The 16,415-nt window shown below is 64.6% G+C and carries 12 protein-coding genes; 11 read left to right on the top strand and 1 reads right to left on the bottom strand.

The annotated features are described in order from the left end of the window. Positions 1–161: 161 nt before the first annotated feature. The 11 genes from pilM (at position 162) to IAE37_RS07465 (ending at position 15,147) form a co-directional block, all read left to right on the top strand. On the top strand, positions 162–1,001 hold the full coding sequence (gene pilM / locus IAE37_RS07515; RefSeq protein ID WP_201171692.1) for a type IV pilus biogenesis protein PilM: 840 nt from the start codon (positions 162–164) through the stop codon (positions 999–1,001). Further along, positions 1,001–1,537 (top strand): PilN domain-containing protein, encoded by a 537-nt coding sequence (locus tag IAE37_RS07510; RefSeq protein ID WP_236409846.1) that lies wholly within the window; start codon positions 1,001–1,003, stop codon positions 1,535–1,537. Before pilM ends, IAE37_RS07510 begins: the two co-directional genes overlap by 1 nt. After that, entirely contained in the window at positions 1,537–2,547 is a 1,011-nt protein-coding gene (locus tag IAE37_RS29065) for a pilus assembly protein PilP (RefSeq protein ID WP_201171690.1), read from the top strand. Before IAE37_RS07510 ends, IAE37_RS29065 begins: the two co-directional genes overlap by 1 nt. Continuing rightward, positions 2,465–3,739, top strand: a complete 1,275-nt coding sequence (locus IAE37_RS07500; RefSeq protein ID WP_201171688.1) for a type IV pilus secretin PilQ — start codon at positions 2,465–2,467, stop codon at positions 3,737–3,739. Before IAE37_RS29065 ends, IAE37_RS07500 begins: the two co-directional genes overlap by 83 nt. Positions 3,740–3,743: 4 nt before the next feature. Next, positions 3,744–4,262: a shikimate kinase AroK gene (gene aroK / locus IAE37_RS07495; protein ID WP_201171680.1), complete on the top strand. Its 519-nt coding sequence runs from the start codon at positions 3,744–3,746 to the stop codon at positions 4,260–4,262. Positions 4,263–4,352: 90 nt separating this feature from the next. Beyond that, a complete protein-coding gene (gene aroB, locus IAE37_RS07490; protein WP_201171669.1) occupies positions 4,353–5,450 on the top strand; it encodes a 3-dehydroquinate synthase in 1,098 nt (365 codons plus the stop codon). 15 nt (positions 5,451–5,465) lie between these two features. Beyond that, the gene (locus IAE37_RS07485) at positions 5,466–7,064 is read left to right on the top strand and encodes an AAA family ATPase (RefSeq protein WP_201171667.1); all 1,599 of its coding nucleotides are present in this window, start codon (positions 5,466–5,468) and stop codon (positions 7,062–7,064) included. Between the two features lie 373 nt (positions 7,065–7,437). Continuing rightward, on the top strand, positions 7,438–11,883 hold the full coding sequence (gene gltB / locus IAE37_RS07480; RefSeq protein WP_201171665.1) for a glutamate synthase large subunit: 4,446 nt from the start codon (positions 7,438–7,440) through the stop codon (positions 11,881–11,883). Between the two features lie 123 nt (positions 11,884–12,006). Beyond that, complete coding sequence (locus IAE37_RS07475; protein ID WP_201171662.1) at positions 12,007–13,425, top strand: FAD-dependent oxidoreductase; 1,419 nt, start codon at positions 12,007–12,009, stop codon at positions 13,423–13,425. A 192-nt stretch (positions 13,426–13,617) separates the two neighbouring features. Further along, positions 13,618–14,682 (top strand): uroporphyrinogen decarboxylase, encoded by a 1,065-nt coding sequence (gene hemE, locus IAE37_RS07470; RefSeq protein ID WP_201171659.1) that lies wholly within the window; start codon positions 13,618–13,620, stop codon positions 14,680–14,682. Positions 14,683–14,799: 117 nt separating this feature from the next. Beyond that, positions 14,800–15,147 carry a YgiW/YdeI family stress tolerance OB fold protein gene (locus IAE37_RS07465; protein ID WP_201171656.1) on the top strand — a complete coding sequence of 116 codons (348 nt, stop codon included), beginning with the start codon at positions 14,800–14,802 and terminating at the stop codon, positions 15,145–15,147. A 36-nt stretch (positions 15,148–15,183) separates the two neighbouring features. Here IAE37_RS07465 and IAE37_RS07460 read toward each other — a convergent pair whose 3' ends face one another. After that, positions 15,184–16,380, bottom strand: a complete 1,197-nt coding sequence (locus IAE37_RS07460; protein WP_236409849.1) for an MFS transporter — start codon at positions 16,378–16,380, stop codon at positions 15,184–15,186. Positions 16,381–16,415: the final 35 nt, after the last annotated feature.

The following is a 16,415-nucleotide window of genomic DNA, read 5'->3' as shown; positions in this document are numbered from 1 at the left end:
AGGTTGAGGAGTGGATTGCACGCGGCCAGCGCCGGAAAAACGCTGGGCATTATAAGCATTTTTCGCCCCGCCGGGGCACCGCCTGGGCGGCCGGCCTCGGCGCATGGCTTGTGCAGCCATCCGTCCGAGCAGGTTTATCACCATGAGCTAAGGGAACAGCGATGCTTGGACGCTTCGGCAAGGATGCCGGATCACTGCTGGGGGTTGAAATTGCCCCCGATTCGGTACGGATCATTCAACTCCAGGGGCGTCGTGGGCGCCACCGGGTGACGGCCTGCGTGTCGGAGCCGCTCGGCGCAGGTGCGGCGAGCGACGACCCCGGTGTCGTCGTTTCGGCCCTGAGAAACGCCCTGCACCGGAGTGGCAGCCGACAGCGCGGTGCCGTGCTGGCGTTGCCTGGCTCGCAAGTGATCTGCAAGCGCTGTCGCTTGCCGAGCGGCCTGGGGCCAGCGCAACTCGAGGCGCAATTGCTTGCCGAGGCCGAGCGCCTGTTCCCCTTTCCGCTCGAAGACCTGGCGCTCGATTTTCAGGGCCTTGGCGCTTCGGTCGAGCAGGAGGGGTGCCAGGATGTATTTGTGGCCGCCTGTCGGCAGAGCGCCTTGGAGCCGCTTGAACAGCTCACAGCGCAAGCGGGGTTGCGGCTGATGGCGGTCGAGGTCGACAGCATTGCCTTGCAGCGCATCGCACCGGAGTTCGCCACGGGTGACCAGGCGCTGTTGCGGTTGGAGGCAAGTGACGCGACCTTGCATTGCTGGCCCCGCGAGCAGCCGCCGCAGCGGCATGCGCTGGCCTTGCCAGCGGGCTCATGGGACGCTGTCCAGCCGCTGCCGGCTGCGGCGTTGGCGGTGGTCGGCAGTCAGGTGCTGGCGCCTGCTCGGCTCGAGCTGTTGAGCAAGGCATTCGGCGTACCGTGCCAATCACTGCCGCCCCTGCCGGGGTTGGCAGAAGGCGACGGCGGCATGGCCCTGGCCTATGCCCTGGCCCTGGGAGGGCTGCGCTGATGCTGCTTCTGAACCTGTTGCCTTGGCGCGAGCGCCAGCGCTTGGCCAGGGTACGTCGCTTTCAGCAGGCGCTGGTGGGCAGCCTGTGCCTGGCCTTGGGCCTGGTGCTGCTGATCGACCAGTTGGCACGGCAGCGCTTGCACGAGCAGGCGGTCGCGAGCCAGCAGCGTGCACGGGCCATCGCGGTGCTGGATAGCTACCTGGAACCGCTGGCCCACCTGCGTACGGCGCTCGAACAGACGCACGGGCAATCCCGGGCGCTGGCCGCTCTGCGCGCCGGGCAGCAGCGGCTGCCTACCCTATTGGGCGAACTTGAGCGGGCTTTGCCAGAAGGCGTCGAGCTCACCGCACTGACCCTCGAAGGGACGCAGCTGCAAATTGCCGGCCTGGCGGTATCCGCCGGTTCTCTGGTTGCCTTCATCCAGCAGTTGGAGCTGGCCTCAGGGCTGCGCGAGCCCGTACTCAGGCACATGCAGCGCCAGGCCAGCGGCGAGCACTTCCGCTTGACCGTGCATGTATCGGCTGCAGCGTCGTGATGCGCTGGCCTGGGGTGGATGCGGACTGGATAGCCGACCAGGCAGCTGCCGTGCGATGGGCGTTGGTCGCGCTCGCCGCGTTGCTGGTGCTTGGCATGGGCGCCGCCTGGCGCTTGCCGGAGCATTGGCGGGTGCAGCAGGAGCAGGATGCAGCGGCTCAGGTCCTGGCTGAAGGCGAGCAGGCACGGCAGTCTGAAATGTACGAGCTGGACAAAGTGCGAGCGGCGTTGGCAGCCGCGCAGGGTCGGTTGCAGGCGGCACGTTGGCGGCTTTCGGCTGGGGAGGGGTTGGCGGCGTTGATGGAGCGTCTCACCTGGTCGGCACATGTACACGGGCTGCTCGTCGAACAGCTGGACCTGCTCGATGAGGTCCGCCATGAGGGTTATTGGCAAACCCCCTTGCAATTGCAGGTAACGGGGCGTTACGGGGCGTTACGGCTCTGGCTCGATGACTGGCTCGGGCAGGTGCGCCTGCTGGGCACGGGTGACTTCCAGTGGTCGCGCGTCGAGCCGGCCGGCGAGCGACTGCGCTTGAACCTGCAGGTGCATGCCTACCGCGCCGACGGTCTTTCGCCCATGCCCGCCTCGCTGGCTGACGAGCCCGCTCGGCCTGCGCCTGGTGCGCCGGCAGTGGATCTTTTCGCCAAGGCTGTCATACCGGGCGAGGCCGGCCTGGCTGGAGTGCCGCTGGGGCAGTTGCAGATGGTCGGCAGTCTCTTCCGGGGCGAGGACCGCCAGGTATTGCTGTCGGTCGGTGGGCAGGTGCACCGCGTGCGGCTGGGCGATGCGCTGGGGCGCAACGAGGGGCGGGTGGTCGGTATCGACGAAACTTCGCTGGAGGTACGCGAACGCTTGTTCACCAGCGGCCGCTGGCAGGAGCACAGCGTATTTCTGAGGTTGGGCCAGGGGCGGCAGAGAGGGGGCACGGATGAAGCTGGGTACCGTTTGGAAATGGCTGTGGGCGCTGGCGTTGCCGATTCCGCTGGCAGCAGCGACGCCCTACCACGGTGAATCGCTGTCGTTGAACGTTCAGGATGTGCAGGTGCGCGCTGTGCTGCAGATGCTGGCGGATCATGCCGGCATCAACCTGGTGGCCGGTGACTCGGTGCAGGGCAGCGTCACCTTGCGCCTGCAGGACGTGCCCTGGGACCAAGCGCTGGACCTGATCCTGCGCAGCAAGGGCCTGGCCAAGCGCGAGGAGGGTAATGTGCTGCTGGTCGCACCTGCCGGTGAGTTCGCCGGGCCGGCCGGCGAAAACGGTTTTGGGCTGCCTGGCGTGGCGCCCTTGCAGCCGCTGCGCCGCGAACTGCTGCCGGTCCACCACGCCAAGGCCGGCGAATTGGTCGAGTTGCTGCTGGCAACCCTGGCCGACGATGGCATTCTCACCGGCCGTGGCAGCCTGAGCGTCGATCCGCGTACCAATACCCTGGTGGCCTACCAGCCGGCCGAGCGCCTGGCCGAATTGCGGCGGCTGGTCGCTGAGTTGGACGTCCCTGTCCGTCAGGTGGCGATCGAGGCCCGGATCGTCGAGGCCAATGTCGACTACGAGAAGAGCCTGGGTGTGCGCTGGGGCAGGTCGTTGCACGGCGAGACCACGCGGCTGGGCAAGGAGTTGTTCGTCGACCTTGGCGTGGAGCGGGCCGGCTCGGGGGTAGGCCTGGGCCTGCTGCGTGGCGATGTGCTGCTGGACCTTGAACTCAGCGCGATGGAAAAAAGCGGTGATGGCGAGATCATCTCGCAGCCCAAGGTGGTCACTGCCGACAAGGAAACCGCGCGGATCCTCAAGGGGACCGAGGTGCCCTACCAGGAAACCAGCAAGAGCGGCGCCACCTCGGTGTCGTTCCGCGAGGCGTCGTTGTCGCTCGAGGTCACCCCGCAGATAACCCTGGATGGCAAGGTGATCATGGCGGTGCGAGTGACCAAGGACGAGCCGGATTACGTCAATGCCCTGAACGACGTACCGCCAATCCGCAAGAACGAGGTCAATGCCAAGGTTCGCGTGGCCGATGGCGAGACCATCGTGATCGGCGGGGTGTACTCGACCACGCAAAACAAAGTGGTCGACAAGGTGCCATTTTTCGGCGATCTGCCGTATGTTGGGCGGCTGTTTCGACGCGATGCATTACAAGAGAAAAAATCCGAGCTGCTGGTCTTCCTGACTCCGCGTATCATGAGTGACCAGACGATTGCTGTGAGTCGTTGATTCTGTGCGAAATTTGATACTTGTAGGGCCCATGGGTGCCGGTAAAAGCACCATTGGGCGCCTTTTGGCCAAAGAGCTGCGCCTGCTGTTCAAGGATTCCGACAAGGAAATCGAACTGCGTACCGGCGCCAACATCCCGTGGATTTTCGACAAGGAAGGCGAGCCGGGCTTCCGTGACCGTGAGCAGGCCATGATTGCCGAACTGTGCACGCTCGACGGCGTGGTAGTCGCCACCGGTGGCGGCGCGGTCATGCGCGAAGCCAATCGTCGCGCGCTGCACGCCGGTGGCCGGGTGATCTACCTGCACGCGTCGGTAGAGCAGCAGGTCGGGCGTACCGCGCGCGATCGCAACCGCCCGCTGCTGCGCACCGCCAACCCGGAGGCCACCCTGCGCGCTCTGCTGGAGGCGCGCGACCCGCTCTACCGGGAGATCGCCGACCTGGTGGTGGAAACCGACGAACGGCCGCCACGTATGGTGGTGCTGGATATTCTCGAGCGTTTGCAGCAGTTGCCGCCCCGGTAAGCCGGGACTATTCTCGGCGACCACGCCGAGGCGAGGTTCAACGCGTGGGTCGCACGATCGGCGCCGCGCCCAAGTACATTGTGGGGATACATGCAGACACTAAAGGTCGACCTGGGCGAGCGTAGCTACCCGATCTACATTGGCGAAGGCCTGCTGGACCAGCCCGAGCTGCTGGCGCCGCACATTGCCGGGCGACAGGTCGCCATCGTCTCCAACGAAACCGTCGCCCCGCTCTACCTCGAACGGCTGAGCAAGACCTTGGGGGCCTATTCGGTCCTGCCGGTGGTGCTCCCCGATGGCGAGGCCTACAAGAACTGGGAAACCCTGCAGCTGATCTTCGACGGCCTGCTGAGCGCCCGCCACGACCGCCGTACCACCGTGGTCGCCCTCGGCGGCGGAGTGATCGGCGACATGGCCGGCTTCGCCGCGGCCTGCTACCAGCGCGGTGTCGACTTCATCCAGGTGCCCACCACCCTGTTGTCCCAGGTCGACTCCTCGGTAGGAGGCAAGACCGGTATCAACCACCCGCTGGGCAAGAACATGGTCGGTGCGTTCTACCAGCCCAATGCGGTGCTGATCGACACCACCAGCCTCAAGACCCTGCCCGCGCGTGAACTGTCCGCCGGGCTTGCCGAAGTGATCAAGTACGGGCTGATCTGCGACGAACCGTTCCTCGGCTGGCTCGAAGAGAACATGACGGCGTTGCGCGGCCTGGAACCCGCGGCACTGACCGAGGCCATCCGTCGCTCGTGTGCGGCCAAGGCGGCGGTGGTCGGCGCCGATGAGCGTGAATCCGGCGTGCGCGCGACCCTCAACCTGGGCCACACCTTCGGCCACGCCATCGAGACCCACATGGGCTACGGCGTCTGGCTGCACGGCGAAGCCGTGGCGGCCGGCACGGTCATGGCCCTGGAAATGTCCATGCGCCTGGGGTGGATCGACCAGGCCGCGCGTGATCGCGGCATCCGCCTGTTGCGCGATGCTGGCCTGCCGGTCGTGCCGCCCGAGGAGATGACCCCCGCGCACTTCATGGAGCACATGGCGGTCGACAAGAAGGTGATCGATGGCCGTCTGCGCCTGGTGCTGCTGCGCCAGATGGGTGAGGCCGTGGTCACCGACGACTATTCGAAAGAGATTCTTCAAGCCACGTTGTCGGCGGACTACCGCGCGATCGTGGCGCAGCTTTGAGGTTGTGACAGCGCAATGACCAGTTTGCATGCCGATGAGGCGTTTCTCGACCACTACCAGCTGAGCCACGATCCGTTCGCGCCGCGTGTGCCCGGCTTCAAGTTCTTCCCCGCCCAGCGCAAGCCGGTGCTCGGCCAGCTGCATCACCTGGCGCGCTACAGCCAGTTGATGCTGGTGGTCAGCGGCCCGGTCGGCAGTGGCAAGACCCTGCTGCGCCAGGCCTTGGTGGCCAGTACCAACAAGCAGTCGGTGCAGAGCGTGGTGATTTCGGCACGCGGCGCCAGCGATGCCGCCAGCGTGCTTGGCCAGGTGGCCCAGTCGTTGGGCGTGGCCCAGCCGGAGATGCAGACCATCCTGTCTCAGGTGGTGCAACTGGCGCTGACCGGGCAGGAAGTGTATCTGCTGGTTGACGATGCGGAACAACTCGACGAGTCGGCACTCCAAGCGTTGCTGGAGCTGGCGGCTGGCGTGCCGGAAGGGCGTCCACACGTGTTCCTGTTCGGCGAGCCGTCATTGATAGCCGCGCTGGAGGCGATCCACACCGATGAGGAGCGTTTCCATGTCATCGAACTGGCACCCTACAGCGAGGACGAGACCCGCGAGTACCTGGAGCAGCGCCTGGAGGGCGCGGGCCAGGGCATCGACGTGTTCACTCGCGAGCAGATCGTCGATATCCATGAACAGTCCGACGGTTGGCCTGGCAACATCAATCAGGTCGCCCGCGACACCTTGATCGAAGCCATGATCGCCACCCGTTCGACGGCCAAGCGACCATCCATGGGGTTCAAAATGCCAAAGAAACACGTGCTCGCCCTGTCCGCTGTAGTCGTGGTCGCCGTAGCGGCCGCGGTCCTCATGCCCAAGAAAGGCGACAAGGCGCCCGCCGAGGCGCCGGCCGCCCAGGCCCAGTTGCCATTGGGTGAAGGCCAGCCAGGTGCTGCGCAATCCAACAACGGTGGCCCTGCCATCGAGTTCTCGGGCAACTCCCAGCCCATGCCGCTACCGTTGGTCGGCCAATCCCAGCCGGTGATGCGCGAGCCGCTGGCCCAGGCTGCCGGCATGGGCGATGGCGAGGAAGGCGGCCCAGCCGGCAATACCGCCCTGCAGCCGTCGACCCCACCGACCGTGACCACCACGGCTCCACCCGAGGGCGTGGCGGCAGGCCCTGCGCCTGCACCGGTACAGCCGATCAGCGCCGCCCCATCGCAGCCGGTTGCGCAAGCCCAGAAGCCCGCAGCCCAGCAGCCAAAGCCGGTTGCACCTGCCAAACCCGTGCAGCAGCCGACCCAGGTCGCCAGTGCCAAGCCGGCTGCCGGCGGCAGTGGCAACAGCGGCTGGTACGGCGGGCAGAAGCCTGGTAACTACGTGGTGCAGATCTTCGGCACCAGTTCCGAGGCGTCCGCCCAGGCGTTCATCAAGGCGCAAGGTGGCGACTATCGCTACTTCAAGAAAAACCTGCAAGGCAAGCCACTGTACGTCGTCACTTATGGTAGCTTTGCCAATCGTGACGCCGCAGTTGCGGCAATCAAGAACTTGCCAGCGAAGGTCCAGGCTGGTAAACCTTGGCCACGTACCGTTGCCAGCGTCCAACAAGAGCTGGCCTCGGCCCGCTGATACCTGCCGGGCGGCACCACCCCGCCGCCCAGTTGCTGAGCGACCAATGACAACTGTCTAGCCTGCTGCGCCTGAGCGCGGCAGGCTTTTCTGTCCCAGACTGCCGGCCACAAGCCTTACTTGCAGTCATGGCTGAAACGCTTCAGACTCGAGTCATGCCGTTATCACGGCGCATGGCGCAAAAACATTCAAAATTGCGACATAAATTTTCAATGGTGAGACATGAAAATTTGTGGGCGTCGCTGTCGCTGTGCAACAATGGTTTTCCATGGCCACCGCAAAAAAGCTGGCGTTTGATCGGCGTGGATGGTAAGTGGTTGTACTAAAAAGAGATTTACCTCCGTTGAGAGGTGAACCTGGTGAGAATGTGTCTATGAAAACAGGTCTGTACCATCCCGAAGAATTCAAGGACAACTGTGGTTTTGGCCTGATCGCCCATATGACGGGCGAACCGAGCCACCACCTTCTGCAAACCGCCATGCAGGCACTGACCTGCATGACCCACCGCGGCGGCATCAATGCCGACGGCAAGACCGGTGACGGTTGCGGTCTGCTCATGCAGAAGCCCGATCAATTCCTGCGTGCCGTGGCCCAGGAGCACTTCGCCGTCGAACTGCCCAAGCAGTACGCCGTCGGCATGGTGTTCTTCAATCAGGACCCGGTCAAAGCCGAAGCCGCTCGCGCCAACATGGACCGCGAGATCGTCAACGCCGGCCTGAAGCTGGTCGGCTGGCGCAAAGTGCCGATCGACACCAGCGTGCTCGGCCGCCTGGCCCTCGAGCGCCTGCCGCAGATCGAACAGGTGTTCATCGGCGGTGAAGGCCTGAGCGACCAGGAATTCGCCATCAAGCTGTTCAGCGCCCGTCGTCGCTCGTCCGTGGCCAACGCCCACGACACCGACCACTACATCTGCAGCTTCTCGCACAAGACCATCATCTACAAAGGCCTGATGATGCCGCGCGATCTCGCGGCGTTCTATCCGGACCTCGATGACGAGCGCCTGCAGACCGCGATCTGCGTGTTCCACCAGCGCTTCTCCACCAATACCTTGCCGAAATGGCCGCTGGCGCAGCCGTTCCGCTTCCTCGCCCACAACGGCGAGATCAACACCATCACCGGCAACCGCAACTGGGCCATGGCCCGTCGCACCAAGTTCTCCAACGACCTGATCCCTGACCTCGAGGAGCTTGGCCCGCTGGTCAACCGCGTGGGTTCGGACTCTTCGAGCATGGACAACATGCTCGAACTGATGGTCACCGGTGGTATCGACCTGTTCCGTGGCGTGCGCATGCTGGTACCGCCAGCGTGGCAGAACGTCGAGACCATGGACGCCGACCTGCGCGCCTTCTACGAATACAACTCCATGCACATGGAGCCGTGGGATGGCCCGGCCGGTATCGTCATGACCGAAGGCCGCCACGCCGTGTGCCTGCTCGACCGCAACGGCCTGCGTCCGGCGCGCTGGGTGACCACCAAGAACGGCTACATCACCCTGGCCTCGGAAATCGGCGTGTGGGACTACAAGCCCGAGGACGTCCTGGCCAAGGGCCGCGTCGGCCCGGGCCAGATCTTCGCCGTCGACACCGAGACCGGCCAGATCCTCGACACCGATGCCATCGACAACCGCCTCAAGTCGCGCCACCCGTACAAGCGCTGGCTGCGTCAGCACGCCACCCGCATCCAGGCGACGCTGACCGACGACCAGGGCGTGGCCAGCTACGACAGCGACCAGCTCAAGCAGTACATGAAGATGTTCCAGGTCACCTTCGAAGAGCGTGACCAGGTGCTGCGCCCGCTCGGCGAGCAGGGCCAGGAGGCGGTCGGCTCGATGGGTGACGACACGCCGATGGCCGTGCTGTCCCAGCGCGTGCGCTCGCCGTACGACTTCTTCCGCCAGCAGTTCGCCCAGGTGACCAACCCGCCGATCGACCCGCTGCGCGAAGCGATCGTCATGTCGCTGGAAATCTGCCTTGGCGCCGAGCGCAATATCTTCCAGGAATCCCCCGAGCACGCCTCGCGGGTGATCCTCAGCTCGCCGGTGATCTCGCCCGCCAAGTGGCGTTCGCTGATGAGCCTGGAGCGCGAAGGCTTCGACCGCCAGCTGATCGACCTCAACTACGAGGAAAGCGTCGGCCTGGAAGCGGCCATTCGCAACATCGCCGACCAGGCCGAGGAAGCGGTACGTGGCGGCAAGACCCAGCTGGTGCTGAGCGACCGCAACATCGCCCCGGGCAAGCTGCCGGTGCATGCCTCTCTCGCCGTGGGCGCCGTGCACCACCGCCTGACCGAGCAAGGCCTGCGGTGCGACAGCAACATCCTGGTCGAGACCGCTACCGCCCGCGACCCGCACCACTTCGCCGTGCTGCTGGGCTTCGGCGCCTCGGCCGTGTACCCGTACCTGGCCTATGAAGTGCTGGCCGACCTGATCCGTACCGGCGAAGTGCTCGGTGACCTGGACGAAGTGTTCAAGTACTACCGCAAGGGCATCTCCAAGGGCCTGCTGAAGATCCTGTCGAAGATGGGTATCTCCACCATTGCCTCGTACCGTGGCGCCCAGTTGTTCGAAGCCGTGGGCCTGGCCGAGGAAGTGGTCGGCCTGAGCTTCAAGGGCGTGTCCAGCCGCATCAAGGGCGCGCGCTTCGTCGACCTGGAAAGCGACCAGAAGCTGCTCGCCACCGAAGCCTGGAGCGCGCGCAAGCCGATCCAGCAAGGCGGTCTGCTGAAGTTCGTCCACGGTGGCGAGTACCACGCCTACAACCCGGACGTGGTCAACACCCTGCAGGCTGCCGTGCAGCAGGGCGACTACGCCAAGTTCAAGGAGTACACCACGCTGGTCGATCAGCGCCCGGTGTCGATGATTCGCGACCTGCTGAAGGTCAAGGTCGCCGACCAGGCACTGCCGCTGGAGCAGATCGAGCCGTTGGAGGACATCCTCAAGCGCTTCGACTCCGCCGGTATCTCGCTGGGCGCACTGTCGCCAGAAGCCCACGAAGCCCTGGCCGAGGCCATGAACCGCCTGGGCGCGCGCTCGAACTCCGGTGAGGGCGGTGAAGACCCATCGCGCTACGGCACCATCCGTAGCTCCAAGATCAAGCAGGTGGCCACCGGCCGCTTTGGCGTCACCCCGGAATACCTGGTCAACGCCGAAGTGCTGCAGATCAAGGTGGCCCAGGGCGCCAAGCCCGGCGAGGGTGGCCAGCTGCCAGGCGGCAAGGTCAATGGCCTGATCGCCAAGCTGCGCTATGCAGTACCGGGCGTGACCCTGATCTCGCCTCCGCCGCACCACGACATCTACTCGATCGAAGACCTGGCGCAGCTGATCTACGACCTCAAGCAGGTCAACCCGCAGGCGCTGGTATCGGTCAAGCTGGTGGCAGAAGCCGGTGTCGGCACCATCGCCGCTGGCGTGGCCAAGGCCTATGCCGACCTGATCACCATTTCCGGCTACGACGGTGGTACCGGCGCTTCGCCGCTGACCTCGATCAAGTACGCTGGGGCACCGTGGGAACTGGGCCTGGCCGAAACCCACCAGACCCTGCGCGGCAACGACCTGCGCGGCAAGGTGCGGGTACAGACCGACGGCGGCCTGAAGACCGGCCTGGACGTGATCAAGGCGGCCATCCTCGGCGCCGAGAGCTTCGGTTTCGGCACCGCGCCGATGATCGCCCTGGGCTGCAAGTACCTGCGCATCTGCCACCTGAACAACTGCGCTACCGGCGTGGCCACCCAGAACGACAAGCTGCGCAAAGACCACTACATCGGCACCGTCGACATGGTGATCAACTTCTTCACCTTCGTCGCCGAAGAAACCCGTGAGTGGCTGGCCAAGCTGGGCGTGCGCAGCCTGGGCGAGCTGATCGGCCGTACCGACTTGCTCGACGTGCTGCCAGGGGACACCGAGCGCCAGCACCACCTCGACCTGTCGCCGCTGCTGGGCAGCTCGCACATCCCGGCCGACAAGCCGCAATTCTGCGAAGTGGACAAGAACCCGCCGTTCGACAAGGGCGAGCTGGCCGAGAAGATGGTCGAGATGGCCTTGCCGGCGATCCGCGATCAGGCCGGTGGCGAGTTCAGCCTCGACATCTGCAACTGCGACCGCTCCATCGGTGCGCGCATCTCTGGCGAAATCGCCAAGCTGCACGGCAACCAGGGCATGGCCGCAGCGCCGGTCACCTTCCGCTTCAAGGGCACAGCGGGCCAGAGCTTCGGTGTGTGGAACGCCGGTGGCCTGAACCTGCACCTGGAAGGCGACGCCAACGACTATGTCGGCAAGGGCATGACCGGTGGCAAGCTGACCATCGTGCCGCCAGCTGGCAGCCCGTTCGAAACCCAGCACAGCGCCATCGTCGGCAACACCTGCCTGTACGGCGCCACCGGTGGCAAGCTGTTCGCCGCCGGTACCGCGGGCGAGCGTTTCGCTGTGCGTAACTCCGGCGCCCACGCTGTTGTCGAGGGTACTGGCGATCACTGCTGTGAATACATGACCGGCGGCTTTGTCTGCGTTCTGGGCAAGACCGGTTACAACTTCGGTTCTGGCATGACTGGCGGCTTCGCCTACGTGCTCGACATGGACAATACCTTCGTCGACAAGCTCAACCACGAACTGGTGGAAATCCAGCGTATCAGTGGTGAAGCGATGGAGGCCTACCGTAGCCACCTGGCACGGGTCCTGGGCGAGTACGTGGAAGAGACCGGCAGCGAGTGGGGGCGTGAGCTCTTCGAGAACCTGGACGACTATGTGCGGCGCTTCTGGCTGGTCAAGCCGAAGGCGGCCAATCTCAAGCAACTGTTGTCCAGCACCCGTGCCAACCCGCAGTAAGAACAGCTGCAAGTGGCAAGCCTCGCGCTGCAAGTAAGCGCAGTACGAGGTTTGCCCGGCTTAAGTGATCGTCTTGCGGCTTGCAGCTTGTAGCTTGCAGCTGCTGTAAAGAGGTTTTGAAAAATGGCTGAACGTCTGAACAACGACTTCCAGTTCATCGAAGTGGGCCGCAAGGACCCGAAGAAGAAGCTGCTGCGCCAGCGCAAGAAAGAGTTCGTGGAAATCTACGAGCCCTTCAAGCCCCAGCAGTCCGTCGAACAGGCACACCGCTGCCTGGGCTGCGGCAACCCATACTGCGAATGGAAGTGCCCGGTCCACAACTTCATCCCCAACTGGCTGAAGCTGGTCTCCGAAGGCAACATCCTGGCCGCTGCCGAACTGTCGCACCAGACCAACACCCTGCCGGAAGTCTGCGGCCGCGTGTGCCCGCAGGACCGTCTGTGCGAGGGTGCCTGCACCCTGAACGACGGGTTCGGCGCCGTGACCATCGGTTCGGTGGAGAAGTACATCACCGATACCGCCTTCGCCATGGGCTGGCGCCCGGACATGTCCAAGGTCAAGCCGACCGGCAAGCGCGTTGCCATCATCGGTGCCGGCCCGGCGGGCCTGGGCTGTGCCGACGTGCTGGTGCGTGCCGGGGTGACCCCGGTGGTGTTCGACAAGAACCCCGAGATCGGTGGCCTGCTGACCTTCGGCATTCCTGAGTTCAAGCTGGAAAAGACCGTGATGTCCAACCGTCGCGAAGTCTTCACCGGCATGGGCATCGAGTTCCGCCTGAACACCGAGGTGGGCAAGGACGTCACCATGGAACAGCTGCTCGCCGAGTACGACGCAGTGTTCATGGGCATGGGCACCTACACCTACATGAAGGGCGGTTTCCCTGGCGAAGACCTGCCGGGCGTGCATGACGCGCTGGACTTCCTGATCGCCAACGTCAACCGCAACCTGGGCTTCGAGAAGTCGCCGGAAGACTTCGTCGACATGCAGGGCAAGAAGGTTGTCGTGCTGGGCGGTGGCGACACCGCGATGGACTGCAACCGCACCTCCATCCGCCAGGGCGCCAAGGCGGTGACCTGTGCCTATCGCCGTGACGAAGCCAACATGCCGGGTTCGCGCAAAGAGGTGAAGAACGCCAAGGAAGAAGGCGTGAAGTTCCTCTACAACCGCCAGCCTATCGCCATTGTCGGCGAGGACAAGGTCGAAGGCGTCAAGGTGGTCGAGACCCGTCTCGGCGAGCCGGATGCTCGTGGCCGCCGTAGCCCGGAGCCGATCCCGGGTTCCGAGGAAATCCTGCCGGCCGATGCCGTGGTGATCGCCTTCGGCTTCCGCCCGAGCCCGGCACCGTGGTTCGAGCAGTTCGGTATCCAGACCGACAGCCAGGGCCGCGTTGTCGCGCCGGAGAAGGGCAAGTTCAAGCACCAGACCAGCAACCCGAAAGTGTTCGCCGGTGGCGACATGGTGCGCGGTTCGGACCTGGTGGTGACGGCGATCTTCGAAGGCCGCGTTGCCGCCGAAGGCATCCTGGACTATCTGGAAGTCTGATTCGGCCTATTCGCGGGCAAGCCCGCTCCCACAGGGTCCAGTGCAGGACCTGTGGGAGCGGGCTTGCCCGCGAAGCTTTTGTATACAAAATCGTTTGATCTGTGGCACCCGATAGACAAATCGCATGGCCTCGTCCGTGCCTTTTGCGCTGGCGTCTGAGAAAATGCCCGCACTATTTTTCCGGATGCCGACATGACTGCCCTGAAGAACGATCGTTTCCTGCGTGCTCTGCTCAAGCAACCCGTAGACGTCACCCCGGTCTGGATGATGCGCCAGGCTGGCCGCTACCTCCCGGAGTACCGCGCGAGCCGCGCCAAGGCCGGCGATTTCATGAGCCTGTGCATGAACCCGCAGTTCGCCTGCGAGGTCACCCTGCAGCCGCTGGACCGCTACCCGCTGGATGCGGCGATCCTCTTCTCGGACATCCTCACCATCCCCGACGCCATGGGCCTGGGCCTGTACTTCGAAACCGGCGAAGGGCCGCGTTTCAAGAAGGTCATCAGCACTCCGGCCGACATCGAAGCCCTGCCGATCCCTGATCCGCAGAAAGACCTTGGCTATGTGATGGACGCGGTCAGCACCATCCGCCGCGAACTCAATGGTCGGGTACCCCTGATCGGTTTCTCCGGCAGCCCCTGGACCCTGGCCACCTACATGGTCGAAGGCGGCTCGTCGAAGGACTTCCGCAAGACCAAGGCCATGGCCTATGACAATCCGCAAGCCTTGCACCTGCTGCTGGACAAGCTGGCCCAGTCGGTCACCAGCTACCTCAACGGGCAGATCCTCGCCGGCGCCCAGGCCGTGCAGATCTTCGACACCTGGGGCGGCAACCTGTCGGCGGCGGCCTACCAGGAGTTCTCCCTGGCCTACATGCGCAAGATCGTCAGCGGCCTGATCCGCGAGCACGAAGGGCGCAAGATCCCGGTGATCCTGTTCACCAAGAATGGCGGCCTGTGGCTGGAAAGCATCGCCGAAGCCGGTGCCGACGCCCTGGGCCTGGACTGGACCTGCGACATCGGCGACGCCCGCCGCCGCGTGGGCGACAAAGTGGCGTTGCAGGGCAACATGGACCCGACCGTGCTGTACGCCAAGCCCGAGGCCATCCGCAAGGAAGTGGCGCGCATCCTCGCCAGCTACGGTAACGGCAGCGGCCACGTGTTCAACCTGGGCCACGGCATCACCCCGGAGGTCGACCCGGAGCATGCTGGCGTGTTCATCAATGCGGTGCATGAGCTGTCGGCGCAGTACCATCAGTGATCGGATGACGCAGGACAGCAAGCCCGGCCAAGTGCCGGGCTTTTTGTTGGATTAAGCTTGAGTTCAGCGATCTTCGTTAACCTGGGGCCATCAAAACCGAAACAGGACCTCATCCCCATGAAAACCCGCTACCTCGCCCTGATCCTCGCCCCCCTGTTCAGCACTGCTGCTCTGGCGGCGAGTTATACCGGCCCAGGTGCCCAGTCCGTGACCACCGTGGCCGCCGCCAACGAAGCGGCCGATGACACCCCAGTGGTGCTGCAGGGGTACGTGACCAAGAAGATCAACAACGACGACAAGTACGAGTTCAAGGACAATACCGGCACCATCAACGTCGAGATCGACGATGAAGACCTGCCGCCGACGCCGTTCAACGACAAGACCAAGGTCAAGCTGACCGGCGAGGTGGAGAAGCACCTGATGAGCCGCGAAGTGGATGTGGATATCGTCGAGATCATCAACTGATCCGAGGGCCTATTCGCGGGTGAACCCGCGAATGCTTCACACCGATTTGGGCGCTAACTTGCTCAGGTGCAACGCCACCAACAGCGCCACCGCCAGCAGGCTGCCGATGAACAGCCCGATGCCGTTCCACCCGGCATGGTGCCAGAACACCCCGCCCGCAGTGCCGGCCACGCTGGACCCTGCGTAGTAGCAGAACAGGTACAGCGATGAAGCCTGCCCTTTGGCCTTGAAGGCGCGGCGGCCGATCCAGCTGCTGGCCGTCGAGTGCGCGCCGAAGAAGCCGAAGGTGAACACCAGCAAGCCGACGATCACCAGTGGCAACGGCATGGCCAGGGTCATCAGCAAGCCAGCGGCCATCACCAGGATGCTTGCCCAGAACACCCGGCGCCGGCCCAGCCGGTCGCCCAGGGCGCCCACCTGCGCCGAGCTGTAGATCCCCGACAGGTAGACTACCGACAGCAGGCCGACCAGCGCCTGGTTCATGTGGTAGGGCTCGGCCAGCAGGCGATAGCCGATGTAGTTGAACAAGGTGACGAACGCGCCCATCAGCAGGAATGCCTCGAGGAACAGCCACGGCAGGCCGGCATCCTTGAAGTGCATGACGAAGCCATTCAGCAGGCTGCGTGGGTTCATCGACTGCGTGCGGAAATTACGCGATTCAGGCAGCACTTTCCAGAACACCAGCGCCGCCACCAGGGCCAGGCCGCCGATCACCAGCATCGCTGTGTGCCAGCTGACGAAGTCGATCAGTACCCCGGTGATCAGCCGCCCGCTCATCCCGCCGATGGCGTTGCCGCCGATGTACAGGCCCATGGCCAGGCCGATGTGTTGTGGGTGGATCTCTTCGCTCAGGTAGGTCATCGCCACGGCCGCCAGGCCGCTCAGCGACAGGCCGACCAGTGCGCGGGTGGCCAGCACCAGCTCCCAGGTCGGCATCACCGCGCTGGCCAGGGTCGAAAGTGCGGCGCAGAGCAGCGCGGCGACCATCACGGGTTTGCGCCCGATGCGGTCGGAGATCGGCCCGGTGACCAACAAGCCGAACGCCAGCAGCCCGGTCGATACCGACAGCACCAGGCTGCTCTGCGCGGCGTTGATCGAGAACTCCCGGGACAGCAGCGGCATCATCGGTTGCACGCAGTACAGCAGGGCGAAGGTGGCGAAGCCGCCGCTGAACAGGGCCAGCACGGTCTTCATGAAGGCGGGCGTGCCTTTTTCGATCCAGATGTCGTTCAGCGGGGCAGGGTCGGGGTCGGCGGCGGGGTCGGTGG

This window comes from Pseudomonas sp. S31 (genome assembly GCF_016648105.1).
Lineage (GTDB): Bacteria > Pseudomonadota > Gammaproteobacteria > Pseudomonadales > Pseudomonadaceae > Aquipseudomonas.
The sequence above is the reverse complement of the archived record's forward strand: the minus strand, read 5'-3'. Positions and strand labels throughout refer to the sequence as shown.

What these genes read in the sequence shown, in the direction of transcription:
- pilM (WP_201171692.1), top strand. Translation starts at nt 162, where the DNA reads ATGCTTGGACGCTTCGGCAAGGATGCCGGATCACTGCTGGGGGTTGAA.
- IAE37_RS07510 (WP_236409846.1), top strand. Translation starts at nt 1,001, where the DNA reads ATGCTGCTTCTGAACCTGTTGCCTTGGCGCGAGCGCCAGCGCTTGGCC.
- IAE37_RS29065 (WP_201171690.1), top strand. Translation starts at nt 1,537, where the DNA reads ATGCGCTGGCCTGGGGTGGATGCGGACTGGATAGCCGACCAGGCAGCT.
- IAE37_RS07500 (WP_201171688.1), top strand. Translation starts at nt 2,465, where the DNA reads ATGAAGCTGGGTACCGTTTGGAAATGGCTGTGGGCGCTGGCGTTGCCG.
- aroB (WP_201171669.1), top strand. Translation starts at nt 4,353, where the DNA reads ATGCAGACACTAAAGGTCGACCTGGGCGAGCGTAGCTACCCGATCTAC.
- IAE37_RS07485 (WP_201171667.1), top strand. Translation starts at nt 5,466, where the DNA reads ATGACCAGTTTGCATGCCGATGAGGCGTTTCTCGACCACTACCAGCTG.
- gltB (WP_201171665.1), top strand. Translation starts at nt 7,438, where the DNA reads ATGAAAACAGGTCTGTACCATCCCGAAGAATTCAAGGACAACTGTGGT.
- IAE37_RS07475 (WP_201171662.1), top strand. Translation starts at nt 12,007, where the DNA reads ATGGCTGAACGTCTGAACAACGACTTCCAGTTCATCGAAGTGGGCCGC.
- hemE (WP_201171659.1), top strand. Translation starts at nt 13,618, where the DNA reads ATGACTGCCCTGAAGAACGATCGTTTCCTGCGTGCTCTGCTCAAGCAA.
- IAE37_RS07465 (WP_201171656.1), top strand. Translation starts at nt 14,800, where the DNA reads ATGAAAACCCGCTACCTCGCCCTGATCCTCGCCCCCCTGTTCAGCACT.